The sequence below is a fragment of the Leptolyngbya sp. ST-U4 genome, assembly GCF_039962215.1.
In the GTDB taxonomy this organism is placed as follows: Bacteria; Cyanobacteriota; Cyanobacteriia; order Elainellales; family Elainellaceae; genus Leptolyngbya_A.
This window is the reverse complement of sequence record NZ_JAMPKZ010000003.1, coordinates 439108-451744: the sequence shown is the minus strand read 5'-3', so window position 1 is coordinate 451744 and position 12637 is coordinate 439108. Positions and strand designations below refer to the sequence as shown.

General features: G+C 52.4%; 13 protein-coding genes. 11 read left to right on the top strand and 2 right to left on the bottom strand.

Features of this window, described 5'->3' with window-relative positions; all coding sequences use genetic code 11:
* Positions 1 to 115: 115 nt before the first annotated feature.
* Positions 116 to 757, top strand: coding sequence for an NAAT family transporter (locus tag NDA02_RS09225; RefSeq protein ID WP_348254836.1), 642 nt, complete (start codon positions 116 to 118; stop codon positions 755 to 757).
* Positions 758 to 772: 15 nt separating this feature from the next.
* On the top strand, positions 773 to 1561 hold the full coding sequence (locus tag NDA02_RS09220) for an SAM-dependent chlorinase/fluorinase (RefSeq protein WP_190793304.1): 789 nt from the start codon (positions 773 to 775) through the stop codon (positions 1559 to 1561).
* Positions 1562 to 1773: 212 nt separating this feature from the next.
* Here NDA02_RS09220 and NDA02_RS09215 read toward each other — a convergent pair whose 3' ends face one another.
* Positions 1774 to 2454 (bottom strand): SDR family oxidoreductase, encoded by a 681-nt coding sequence (locus NDA02_RS09215; protein WP_190793305.1) that lies wholly within the window; start codon positions 2452 to 2454, stop codon positions 1774 to 1776.
* Positions 2455 to 2701: 247 nt separating this feature from the next.
* Here NDA02_RS09215 and NDA02_RS09210 point away from each other — a divergent pair, with 247 nt between their 5' ends.
* From NDA02_RS09210 to NDA02_RS09175, 8 genes are all read left to right on the top strand, one after another.
* Positions 2702 to 3199: a DUF2231 domain-containing protein gene (locus tag NDA02_RS09210; protein ID WP_190793306.1), complete on the top strand. Its 498-nt coding sequence runs from the start codon at positions 2702 to 2704 to the stop codon at positions 3197 to 3199.
* Positions 3196 to 3819: a DUF2231 domain-containing protein gene (locus NDA02_RS09205; protein ID WP_348254835.1), complete on the top strand. Its 624-nt coding sequence runs from the start codon at positions 3196 to 3198 to the stop codon at positions 3817 to 3819. The genes NDA02_RS09210 and NDA02_RS09205 overlap by 4 nt, the downstream gene beginning before the upstream one ends.
* Before the next feature lie 117 nt (positions 3820 to 3936).
* Entirely contained in the window at positions 3937 to 4995 is a 1059-nt protein-coding gene (locus NDA02_RS09200; RefSeq protein WP_348254833.1) for a cytochrome c oxidase subunit II, read from the top strand.
* A gap of 90 nt (positions 4996 to 5085) precedes the next feature.
* The gene (gene ctaD, locus NDA02_RS09195) at positions 5086 to 6780 is read left to right on the top strand and encodes a cytochrome c oxidase subunit I (RefSeq protein ID WP_190793309.1); all 1695 of its coding nucleotides are present in this window, start codon (positions 5086 to 5088) and stop codon (positions 6778 to 6780) included.
* A 73-nt stretch (positions 6781 to 6853) separates the two neighbouring features.
* Complete coding sequence (locus NDA02_RS09190; RefSeq protein WP_190793310.1) at positions 6854 to 7465, top strand: heme-copper oxidase subunit III; 612 nt, start codon at positions 6854 to 6856, stop codon at positions 7463 to 7465.
* A 9-nt stretch (positions 7466 to 7474) separates the two neighbouring features.
* Positions 7475 to 8980, top strand: coding sequence for a GMC family oxidoreductase (locus NDA02_RS09185; protein WP_190793311.1), 1506 nt, complete (start codon positions 7475 to 7477; stop codon positions 8978 to 8980).
* Positions 8981 to 9202: 222 nt separating this feature from the next.
* Positions 9203 to 10753: a peptide ligase PGM1-related protein gene (locus NDA02_RS09180; RefSeq protein WP_190793316.1), complete on the top strand. Its 1551-nt coding sequence runs from the start codon at positions 9203 to 9205 to the stop codon at positions 10751 to 10753.
* Positions 10754 to 10954: 201 nt separating this feature from the next.
* On the top strand, positions 10955 to 11149 hold the full coding sequence (locus NDA02_RS09175) for a hypothetical protein (protein ID WP_190793312.1): 195 nt from the start codon (positions 10955 to 10957) through the stop codon (positions 11147 to 11149).
* On the opposite strand, the gene NDA02_RS09170 is transcribed toward NDA02_RS09175, so the two are convergent.
* Positions 11146 to 12027: a hypothetical protein gene (locus tag NDA02_RS09170; RefSeq protein WP_190793313.1), complete on the bottom strand. Its 882-nt coding sequence runs from the start codon at positions 12025 to 12027 to the stop codon at positions 11146 to 11148. The genes NDA02_RS09175 and NDA02_RS09170 overlap by 4 nt on opposite strands.
* A 319-nt stretch (positions 12028 to 12346) precedes the next feature.
* On the opposite strand from NDA02_RS09170, the gene NDA02_RS09165 reads away from it, so the two are divergent.
* On the top strand, positions 12347 to 12631 hold the full coding sequence (locus tag NDA02_RS09165) for a helix-turn-helix transcriptional regulator (protein ID WP_190793314.1): 285 nt from the start codon (positions 12347 to 12349) through the stop codon (positions 12629 to 12631).
* The last annotated feature ends 6 nt before the right edge of the window (positions 12632 to 12637 follow it).

The window sequence follows — 12637 nt, the reverse complement described above, 5'->3', positions numbered from 1 at the left end:
GGTCAGTGCTGGTTTGATAGCGAGTTTTGAGTTCCTCACTACTGAGATGTTTTTCCAGTGTCAGTGTACGTGCCATGCTCCTATTTTATAGTGTTACTGCTTAGCCGGATTTCGTATGAAGCAGATGGCATTTTTGGTTAAAGCTTTTCTGACGCTGTTTGTGGTGATTGATCCGGTCGGGCTAACGCCGATCTTTATTACGCTGGCTGGCAAGTATTCGGCGGCTCAGCAAGTTCGGATTGCCCGTCAAGCAGTGTTAGTCGCTGGGGTAATTCTGCTCGTGTTTGCGCTGGTTGGCAACTGGCTACTGCGCTATCTGGGGATCACGATCGAGGCATTTCAGGTAGCGGCGGGGCTGCTGCTGCTCAAGATTGCGCTAGACATGGTATTTGCCCATCGGGAGCGCGAGACGGAAGAGGAAGAGCAGGAGGCACAGCTCAGGGAAGATATCAGCGTTTTTCCGCTGGCGATTCCGCTGTTGGCAGGACCGGGAACTCTGGCAAGCGTTTTGATTTTAACGAACGATCGGAGTGTGCAAAATCATAGTTTTGGTGTGGTAGTGATTCTGGCGATCGCCGCCTTTGTGCTTTTCATTGCCTACACGCTCTTTTGTCTATCAAAGCAGCTTGCTAAAATGCTAGGGCAAACCGGGGTTAATGTCGTAACCCGCGTCCTAGGAATTTTGCTTGCTGCTTTAGCGGTGCAATACATTACTGACGGCGCAACGGCTGCAATCAAAATGGCAATGGTTCGTTAAAGATTAGGCATCCCTATGTTTATTACCCTCATTGCGGACTACGGAACCGGAGATCCTGCCTTTGCAGAAGTTAAGCAGCGGTTGCTGATGGCACTGCCTCAAGCGCAAATACACGATCTTTCCGTGCCGCCCTTTAGCACCCTGGCGACCGGATTTTGGATTGCTCAGCTTGGACTCAATCCTGGCTCAGCGAATCGCCTGATTTATCACAACTGCGCTCCCCGGCAGGATGATCCCGAAGCCCGACGCGACAACGAAGGCGAAGGCTTAACCTATGCGTTGCTGCCCAACGGGGTGAAAGTGGTCGGCGTGAATGCGGGGTATACACTGTCGTTTATCAAGTCGCAGGCAAAGGGATTACATACGGTAGATGTGTCGCGGGGCGGTTCTCAGTTTCGATCGCGGGATGTGTTTCCGCCTGCGGCTGCGGCAATTGCTCAGGATGATTTGAGCGTGTTAGGCGATGTGCTGAAACCCGATCAAATTCCCGATGTGCCGTTCGATCGCATTGCCTGGATTGACGGCTACGGCAACATTAAAACCACGATCCCCGCAGACACAATTTCGCTACCCACCGAGACCAAAATTGCGATTCGACTTGGCGATGTGGTGAGCGATGCAATCTATTCAGACGGCAGTTTCCGCGTTCCCGAAGGTACGCTTGCGTTTGCACCAGGTAGCTCTGGCTGGAAAACAGTAGAGGGTAGAACGCTGCGCTGGATGGAGCTGTTCCTGCGGGGTGGAAGTGCCTGGGAGCGGTTTGGCAGACCAAGAGTAAATCAGAAGATCGCGCTGTTGGGTTGACCCTCCTCATCTCCCAGCCCCTTTTCGCTTCTACCGGGTTTTCTCTTTTACAGCGAGACGAAGGAGAGCCGGAGCCGTTTAGCGTTTTGTAAGCACCATTTGTGAGCACCAGGAGTTTGGACTGACCAAGGAGTTTGTACAAGCAATTTGTGCTCACTTCAATCTCTTGCGCTTACCTTATGCTTATGTGCCTACCTTGTGCTTACAAGGATTCAATCAGGATAAATCACATCAATCTCGCGCTGTACCGAGAGCCGCTGCCGATCGACTGCCGACAAAATTGCATTAGTGACGCGATCGGACGAAAGGCACCGACAAACCAGCTCTGCCACGTCTCCGCGGGTGATTGACCCAGCGATCGTGTGATCCGGGGTTAAAATGCCCGACCCTGAAGGTGGCTCGGAGAGCAGTCCGCCCGGTCGAATAATTGTGTAGGTTAAACCGCTTTTGAGCAGGTGCTGTTCTGCCTGGTCTTTTTCGGCAAGCACAGGTCCGAGTGCCTCCAGCACATGAGGCGGCAGAGCTACTTTGCTTTTACCTGCGCCGATCGACGTAATCAGAATAAATTTTTGAACGTTAGCTTTGATGGCAGCATCAATCAAGTTTTTGTTGCCTAAATAGTCCGATCGCTGTCCTTCCGGGGGTTGACCGCCGATCGTGCTAATTACGGCACTGATGGGCTGATTCAGCATCGCGGCTTCTATCTCTGCCGGATTGAGGGCATCTCCCATGACCGTCTTGATCCCCAAAGCTTCAAGCTGAACCTGAGCGGCAGATGATCGCAACAGGGCGACGACAGGTTGGGATTGCTTCGCTAATCGTTGGGCAACTTCCCGCCCGACTCCTCGACTTGCCCCCGCCAAAAACACAGCACCAGACGTAGCACCAGACATCGTTTAATCTCCTCGCGACTCACACTATCCCTAATCTACCGAATTTTTACCGTTAAATCGGCAATGTAAACTCCGGGTAAACCCCTTGCGCTGCCTTTTTTCTCTCTCTTTAGATGGATTAAGCGATCGTAAGGATATGGATACCCTCCAAGCAGGGGCTTAAGGGACTAAAACACTAGGCTCTTATTGGTTATTCAAAACTAAACCCCGTTCTGACCTCTGCTGCATCAGGCAATTGTGAGATCCCGTGTTTAACTACCTTCCACCGCTCAACGAGCATAACCTCCCTTATCCTGATCCCATCCATCCGATCGTCATCCATTTTGTGATCGCGATGGTGTACTTTGCTGTTCTTTGCGATTTCATCGCTTATTTCAACAAAAACTCTCGCTTGTATGAAGTGAGTTGGTGGAATTTAGCCTTTGCAACCGTCTCTATTTTTATTGCCGTTATTTTTGGTTCGATCGAGGCAGGTTTGGCAGAACCCTATGCCGCATCTGCTTCAACGCTCAACGCTCACACTGTTTTGGGATGGACGCTTCCGGCGATTTTGTCAGGAATTACTGGATGGCGTTATGTGCTGCGGCTGCAAAATAAACCCAAATTGCCTGTTGCTTATATGGGAGCAAGCGTCGTGCTGTTTGCCCTAGTCACGGTTCAGGCTTACCTGGGAACGCTGCTCGCCTGGGTGTATGGCTTGCACTCGGTTCCTGTTGTGGATGCGATTCGAGGAGGGCTAACATGAATCCCGAACTGCTTCAACAGTGGGGCGATCGGATTGGCATCAACGGTTTGCCCTACCCCGTTCCACTTCATCCGCTGTTTGTTCACCTGACGCTGGGGCTGTTTATAGTAGCGATCGCTTTTGATATTGTCGCTGCGCTATTTCCGGTGGAAAAGCCTGTGTTTAAGTGGCTCGCAATTCCGGCAACGCGATCGGGCTTGTTTGATGTCGGCTGGTACAACATGATCGCTGCTGCAATTATCACCTTCTTTACCGTGACTGCAGGCTTTTTTGAAATTTCCCTGGCAGTGCCGCTCGCCGACGTGAAAAGCACCTGGGGCTTTCAGGCGCTCGAAACCATGATCGCCCACGGGTTTGGTGGGGTCACAATCCTATCATTGATTGTTGGCATGACTGTTTGGCGGGGCTTTCAACGTTTCCGCTGGCGCAAAGATATGGCTCGACAGGTGCAGTGGAGCTATTTGCTAGTGGGGCTACTGGTCTTTGGCTTGATGTTTATTCAGGGAACGCTGGGCGCGCACTTGGGCGGTGAATTTGGGATTCACGTTACGGCAGATCAAATGCTGCACCTGGGAATCGATCCCAACAACATTGAACCCTCTGAGCTACTGGGTCTCTAGTTGGTTTTCTAACCGGTTCTCTGATTGGTTTTCTAATTGCTTTTCTAACTGGCTCTTTAAATTGTCTAAGTCGGTTTCGGTTTTCTTTTGCGATCGATTGCCCACGGGTAGGAAGATATGAAACTCCGCGCAGTGATTACCATCACGATTTACTCCATTCTAGTTATCCTGTTTAGCTTCTGGATGGCAAAGCAGTCCTATTCCTGGTTGCCGCCCGAAGCTTCGGCAGAGTCGAAACTGACAGACGATTTGTTCAGCCTGTTTACCGGACTGGGAACCGCCGTTTATTTCGGCACAATGGGACCGTTCCTTTACTCGCTGATTTTCCACCGGGCGGGTAAGTATGACATGGAAGATGGTCCGCACATTGAGGGTAATAACATTCTGGAGATTACCTGGACGGCAACGCCCCTGCTGATCGTGCTCATGCTCGCAGCCATTAGCTATCGCACCTACGAGAAGATGGCGATCGGTGGTCCAATGGAGCTGGTGCATTTGCATGTGCCACAAGTTGTCGAGCCTGCCTACGCGGAACCCTTCGATAGCACCCCACAGCAGCAAATTCAGGAAGCCGTTGAAACCGAACCCATTGAAAATATTGAAGTGACGGCGCGGCAGTGGTCTTGGACTTTCTATTACCCGAAAGAGAAGGTCACCAGCACCGAGCTTCACCTTCCGGTCGATCGACGGGCAAAATTTACGCTGCGCTCTGAAGATGTGCTGCACGGCTTTTATATTCCGGCGTTTCGGGTGGGGCAATACGTGGTTCCCAATCAAGAAATTGAGTACGAATTGACTCCCATCAAAACCGGAACCTATCGCCTGCGAGACTCGATGCACAGCGGCACTTACTTTGCCTCAAACCAGGCAGATGTTGTCGTCCAGCCTCTGGATGAATACAAGCGATGGCTTGCCGATGCAGCTGCCCAAACCCCCAGCTCAGCCTTTAACCAGGCGGTCTACGAGTACAGCCAATCTAACGAGCCGGGCGCAGGCAACACGAAAGATAAAGTTGCCATTCGCGGCTGGGAAACGATTCCCCCTGCCCCACCCCCCGTTGTCAACTTCTCCCCCAAACACTCCCCAGATAGCCCTGCCACCGGAGGCAATGCTGCGATCGGACAGACGACTCAATCGGCCTCTCGCCAAGTCCCTGATCCCTCTACCCGCAACTAACCCGCGATCGCAATCCGAAGCGACTGATCCACAGAAACGCGAGCGAAACCCTCCCCAACTTCTTCCCACCCCCTGTTATCCACAGAACCCATGACCAACATCTCCATTGACCCCACTGAGCTGACCCGTGGACAGCCCTACCCTGGCGCACCGGATAACTGGAAGCGATTTTTTACCTTTAGCACCGATCACAAAGTCATTGGCATTCAGTACATCGTCACGTCCTTCTTTTTCTTTTTGGTGGGCGGCGCGTTTGCGATGATTATGCGAAGTGAGCTGATCACGCCAGAAGCCGATCTGGTTGATCGCACCGTATATAACGCGCTATTTACGATGCACGGTTCGCTAATGATCTTTTTCTGGACGTTTCCGGTCCTGGTGGGGCTGGGAAATTATCTGGTGCCGCTGATGATTGGGGCGCGAGACATGGCATTCCCCCGACTGAACGCCGTTTCCTTTTGGATGGTGCCAATCGCCGGATTTTTGATGCTGGCAAGCTTTCTGATTCCCGGAGGTCCGGCTCAGTCGGGCTGGTGGTCTTATCCGCCGGTGAGCTTGCAGAATCCGACCGGGAATTTGATCAACGGACAGGTGATCTGGATTCTGGCGGTGGCGATTAACGGCGTGTCCTCGATTATGGGCGCGGTGAATTTCGTTACGACGATTTTCAAAATGCGTGCCCCTGGCATGACCTGGTTTAGAATGCCTGCGTTTTGCTGGGCAGTGCTGGCGGCACAGTTGATTCAGCTTTATGGACTGCCTGCTTTGACCGGGGGTGCGGTGATGCTGCTGCTGGATCTAACGATCGGCACGAGTTTCTTTACGCCAGAGCGCGGGGGAAATCCGATCGTCTATCAGCACTTCTTCTGGTTTTATTCCCATCCGGCAGTGTATGTGATGGTGCTTCCCGCCTTTGGGATGTTTTCAGAAATTCTGCCGGTTCATGCCAGGAAACCGCTGTTTGGTTATCGGGTGATTGCGGCTTCGTCGATCGTCATTACCCTGATTAGCGGCTGCGTCTGGGTCCATCATATGTTTGCCAGCGCAACGCCCCCCTGGATGCGGATGTTTTTCATGGTGACCACGATGCTGGTTGCAGTGCCGTCTGGAATCAAGGTGTTTGGCTGGGTGGCAACGATCTGGGGCGGCAAGATCCGATTCACGACACCAATGCTGTTTGCGCTGGGTGGCATTAGCAACTGGGTCTTCGCAGGCATCACTGGAATCTTCCTCGGATCAGTTCCGATCGATCTCCACGTTCACAATACCTATTTTGTTGTCGGTCACTTTCACTATGTGTTGTACGGAACGATCGTCATGGGTATCTACGCAGGTATCTATCACTGGTTCCCCAAAATGACCGGACGAATGTATTACGAAGGGCTTGGAAAGCTGCACTTTGCCCTCACCTACATTGGAACTCAGCTTATCTTTTTGCCGATGCACCCGCTCGGACTCCAGGGAATGCCGCGCCGCGTTGCGTCCTATGATCCAGAGTTTGCCTTCTGGAATGTGGTAGCAAGCATTGGCGGATTTATTTTGGGAATGTCAGTGTTGCCCTTCCTGCTTAACATTGTGAGTGCCTGGATTCGGGGCGAAAAGGCGGGAAATAATCCCTGGCGGGCATACGGTTTAGAGTGGCTAACGACCTCGCCGCCCCCCGTCGAGAACTTTGAGGAAATTCCGGTGGTGGTGTCTGGTCCTTACGGCTACGGCAGAAATCAGCCGCTCGTGGCAAATCAGTCTTTGTTAGGGACGATCGAATCTCCAGAGCCAGCGCAGTAGGTATAGCTGTAGGTATAAGCAATAGGTCAAATCGGTTGAGCGGGTCGAGCAGGTCGAACACGGAGAGCAAACAATGACAGCAGAACGAGCCATTGCACAGGATATCGAATCAGAAGTCCGGCATGAGCAGGAGCATGACGAAGCAGGCAATAGTAAATTCGGCTTCATTGTGTTTCTGCTGTCGGAAAGCGTAATTTTCATCAGCTTTTTTGTCGGCTACGCGATTTTCAAAACCACTCCTGTCGGGGATTGGTATCCCCCTGGCGTGACGGGAATCGAAACCAGAGAGCCGCTAATTAACACGATCGTCCTAGTCTCCAGCAGTTTCGTCATTTATGTCGCAGAACGATATTTACACGATAAAAAGCTGTGGGGCTTTCGCATCTTTATGCTGATCACGATGCTGATGGGCGGCTATTTTCTCTATGGTCAGGCAGTGGAATGGAGCGGGTTGCCCTTTACTGTTCAGTCGGGCATCTTTGGCGGTATGTTCTACATGCTCACCGGGTTTCACGGCTTACACGTTCTCACAGGCATCATTCTACAAACCACAATGCTGCGGCGATCGTTTGTCCCTGGCAATTACGACAATGGTTATTTTGGTGTAGAAGCAACGTCGCTGTTTTGGCACTTTGTCGATGTGATTTGGATTGTGTTGTACATCCTGATTTATGTGTGGCAGTAGGGAGAAATCATGATTATTGACGATCAGGTTTATGACGTAATTATTATTGGCACAGGTGCGGGTGGCGGAACACTGGCGCGAAAGCTAGCTCCCACGGGAAAGAAGATTCTCATCCTGGAGCGGGGTGAACTGATTTATCGGGAAAGCTCGGAGCTAACCGGTACAGAGGTGTTTAAGAAAGAGCAATATCACGCCCCGGAACCCTGGTTTGACAAAGCCGGAGAGCCGTTTTATCCGCAGACGAAATACGGAGTGGGTGGCAATACCAAGCTTTGGTACGGCGTGCTGATGCGAATGCGCGAACGCGACTTTGAAGCCGTTCCCCATCAAGACGGGCTTTCGCCAGAGTGGGCACTGAAATACGCGGATTTTGAGCCTTACTACACCGAAGCCGAAAAGCTGTATCAGGTTCACGGGCGATCGGGCGAAGACCCCACCGAACCGCACCACAGCGAAGCCTATCCCTGTGCAGAAGTGGCCCATGAGCCGTTCCTTCAGCCCCTATTCGATACGCTTTCCAAGCAGGGATTGCATCCGGCGCATTTGCCGATCGGATTAGGCGATCAGGGCAGAACGGACTCAGAAGATACAGGTGTTACGCCCGCCCTCAAATCGGACAATGTGACGCTAAAAACCTCGGCGAACGTCCTCTGGCTTCATACCAATCCGTCTGGGACGGAAATTAAGGCAGTTCAGGCGAAGATTGGCGATCAAACGTTTCTGTTTATGGGTCATCTTGTGGTGCTTGCCTGCGGCGCGATTAATTCAGCGGCACTGCTGCTGCGATCGGCAAACGAAAAGCATCCCAAAGGCATTGCCAACGGCTCAGATCAGGTGGGGCGCAATCTGATGAAGCAGCTTTTGTCGGTGGTGGTGCAGGTGACTTCAACCGCAAACTCAGGAATGTTTCCCCGCACGATCGGCATCAACGATTTTTACGGGGGTGACGATAACTTTCACTATCCGATGGGGCACATTCAAAACTCCGGCGGCATCTTCCAGGACGTGCTGTTCTCCGAAGCTCCACCGATTTTATCGGGACTGTCCCGTTTCTTCCCCAACTTTGGCTTGCGGCAGCTCGCCACGCACTCGATCGGCTGGTGGATGCAAACAGAGGATTTGCCGAATTCCAACAATCGCATTTACTACCTTAACGATCGAATGCGGGTAGAATACGAGCCGAATAACGTGGAAGCACACGATCGCCTGGTGTACAAATGGTTTGATGTGCTCAAGAGCGTGGAATCTGCCCAGCCTTCTATGTTTAATCGTGGCGCAACTCATCCCCGCAGCGATATGCCGATGTCGGTCGTTGCCCATCAGTGTGGAACTTGTCGCTTTGGCACTGATCCAGAGACTTCGGTGCTGGATCTCAACTGCCGCGCCCATGAGGTCGATAATCTCTATGTCGTAGACAGCAGCTTTTTCCCGTCCAACACCAGCGTCAGTCCGGCGTTAACCGTGATGGCAAATGCGCTGCGCGTCGGGGAGCATCTGATCGATCGATTGGGATAGGGCTTGAGCTTGAGGATTTGCTGACGAGCCTGCGGAGGATGGGTTAGGCATCGCCGGAATGCATCCCCTTGATCTGCCGGATTGATGTGCTACGCTGCGTTAGCTCATCCTTCAACTCCTATCTTGCTGGGGATTACAAACTCGTAGAAATCGGTAAAATCTCTTTATCTAGCCCTGATCAATCCTCATTTATCTATCTGCGAGTCTGAAGCCATGCCCGGTATGCCCCTTTTGCCTGACCATGCTCAAGCGCAATTCTTTCGTCAGCTTCAGTTGCAGCTTCGCGATCGATGGCAGGCGATCGAGCATTCCGAAGAAGGCGACTGCGACATCTTGGTGATTCCGTCGCTCAGTCTAGATCAGCAAGAGCTGCACAAGATCAAAGGCGTGTATCACTACGAAGAGCGGCTGCTGTTTTCTCTGATTCGGCTGCGCCATCCCCGTACCCGACTGATCTACGTCACCTCTCAGCCGATTCACCCCAGCGTCATCGAATACTATTTGCAGCTTCTCCCCGGCATTCCCTTTTCCCACGCCCGCGAACGGCTGGTGCTGCTCTGCACCTACGATGCTTCCCCTAAACCCCTAACCCAAAAAATTCTGGAGCGTCCCCGCCTGCTGGCTCGACTTCAGGGCGCGATTCGGCGCGATCGGGCCTATATGACGTGCTTTAACTCCACAAATCTGGAGCGTGAGTTGTCGGTCAAGCTGGGTGTGCCGTTGCTGGCAGTCGATCCCGATTTGCTTTACTGGGGCACGAAAAGCGGTAGCCGCGAAATTTTCAAAGAGGCAGAAATTCCTTTCCCAGACGGCAGCGATCTGGTCTGGAGTAGCGAAGACTTAGCTGCCGCCGCCGCCGACCTTTGGGAACGCCAGTCCCACCTGAAGCGAATTGTGGTCAAGCTGAACGAAGGCTTTTCCGGCGGGGGAAACGCGCTACTCGATTTGCGTCCCTTAGAAAACATGGCTCCTGGCTCGGCTTCAACCCGTGAGCGCACTCAGGCGATCGCCGATCGGTTGCCCAAACTCAGCTTTCAGTGCGAAACCGACTGGGAAAACTACAGCCGCCAAATTCCCGAACTGGGAGCGATCGTCGAAGCGTTTGTGGAAGGCAACGAAAAGCGATCGCCCAGCGTCCAGGGACGAATCACCCCCCACGCCGAAGTCGAAATTCTTTCCACTCACGATCAAATTCTGGGCGGACCCGATGGGCAAGTGTTTCTCGGCTGTAGTTTTCCCGCGGATGATGCCTATCGCCTACAGCTTCAGGAATACGGCATGCGCGTCGGTGAGGTTCTCGCCCGCAAAGGCGCACTGGAGCGATACGGCCTCGACTTTATCGCCGTGCATCAGCCCGAAAATGTTCAGCAGCCCTGGGACTTGCAGGCGATCGAAATTAACCTGCGCAAAGGCGGCACGACTCACCCCTTTATGACGCTCAAGCTGCTGACCTACGGCGTTTACGACGAAAAAACCGGACTCTTTTTCAGTCAGCAGGGCAAACCCAAATACTACATCGCCACCGACAACCTCTATAGCAAGCAATACCACGGACTGCTGCCCCGTGACCTGATGGACATCATCGCCCAGCACCATCTCCACTTCAACAGCACCACGGAGACTGGAACCGTTTTTCACCTGATCGGCTGCCTCTCGGAATTCGGCAAACTTGGCGTGACCAGTATTGGCAACTCGCCGGAAGAAGCACAGGAGATTTACGATCGGGTGATTGATGCGCTGGATAAGGAAACGCAGTGTGGGGATGAGGGGTAATCCGTTTTCAAAAAATCCTGATCGCCCGGAACCTTTCTTGAAAACTGATCGTCAGAGCTGTCGGGTGTGCGGTAATTGCTCCCCCTAGTTCGTGTATGGCAGTTCAAACGCAGGTTTGAATTTCCGGCGGGACAAGTCCTTTCGCGAGGGCTGCTCTGGCGAGATTGTCCTGCACTGACCGAATCTGTGGAGGAAGGAAAGATGCTAATTCGTGAGCTGGTTCATCAGGCTTTGGCAACGGGTTATCTGAGCGTGATGGCAGAAAATAAGCTGCGATCGCTGCTGCAAAGCAAGTATGAGCATGAAGATTTGTGTGCTTTCATGCAGCTTCAGAAGGCGGCGATGGAGGGTTTGGTCAAGCAGGAATCTCGCGATCGAATTCAGGCTTGTGACTAGTTGCCAATAGGTCGAAGGTCATTTGTCTGTAGGATAACGGCATCACCCCGGCGAACGGTCAGGGTAGTCGCTTTCGTTTGCCGTGCAGTGCTGTCTACAGCTTCGATCGGGCTTTGCAAGCTGTAGAAATAATCTCCGTTTTGCCAGCCGATCGCGCAGATTCCATCGCGGCAGCTCATGCGTCCGCCCTGAAGTTGCAGGCATTCGTTCTGGCGGTTGCAGCCATTGTAGGTGAGATCGCCCGTGTTGTTCACGCCTGACCAGGACTGAATATTGCCTACCGTAATGGTCCATTCGCCGTTCGTGAGGGTGTAACGATCAGCGGATTGGGCGGGAGGTGTGCCGGAGGTGGCATCTGGATCAATGCGCTCCATCCGGCTGATTAACAGGGCGGGGCGGCTGTTGCCACAGGGTTCTGCACTCTCGCAATCGCTGACTGAAACAGGTTCATAGAAAAACCGCACGCGCTGGTTTAAAAAGCTGGTTTGCTCACACACTTCAAAGGTTGCACCCAGCCGACGGGTCGTGCCGCGATCGTCTTGCATTGTCAGATAACACATTAAGTCGCCTGCGACCATTTCTTGAACCGTGCCCGTGCTGGGTAGCGTTGAAGTTTGAAAGATGTCTACGGTTTGCGGAGTGGCTTGAGCCACAGGTGAAGGGGCAGAAGCTGCGGTCGGCTCAGGTTTTGTGGAAGGCGCAGAAGGGGCACTCGCCCCAGCAGATAAGGTCTGGACAGGTTGTGAGGTGACTGGCTCAGTCGATCGTCCGTGGGATTGTAGCCCGACTGCCAGACTAATTAATCCTCCACTAAAGATTGACGCTCCCAGAAGAACTGGCATAAACCGCTTTGAAGACGACTCAGGATGGTGTGACATAAGATGCTGTGACGATGCCTTAACAAGTTTGAACAGGAGTAGTGCAGCTCAGCATGGCTACCGATTCGCAGCGATCAATTCCAGAATTCTACTAGGGTCAGCGATAAAGCAGCTGAAGCAGCAAGGGCTGGTTTAACCAGATGTTTGGTTTGACTAGATGTTTAGAGAGTCCTAACGCTTACCCAAACCCCCTTTTGCATGAGAAGCCATAGGAAGTGAATCGACCATTGGCAATACCTCTTTAGGCTGAGTCTGAGCGTACCCATCAAGTGATATATCTACCCTGTATCGATCAGTTTATTTTTGCCGTATTTTGCCTATGAAAAGTCAATTTCTCCAAAGTACTACCGTAGAAGGGGCACAAGTTGTTCTTCCAGGTTTAATTCGCCAAACTCGGCAGTGTTTAGGGCTAACTCAGACTCAATTTGCTGCAAAGTTAGGCGTTTCATTTTTGAGCGTCAATCGCTGGGAGAACGGACATCATCAGCCGTTGCCGATCGTCCTAAAACAAATTGAGGCATTGCTGCATGAAATGGGGGCAGAAGGGCAGGATCTGCTGAAGCAGTATTACGCGAGAATTGCGGGTCTCAATATCAGTGATTAGCATGGA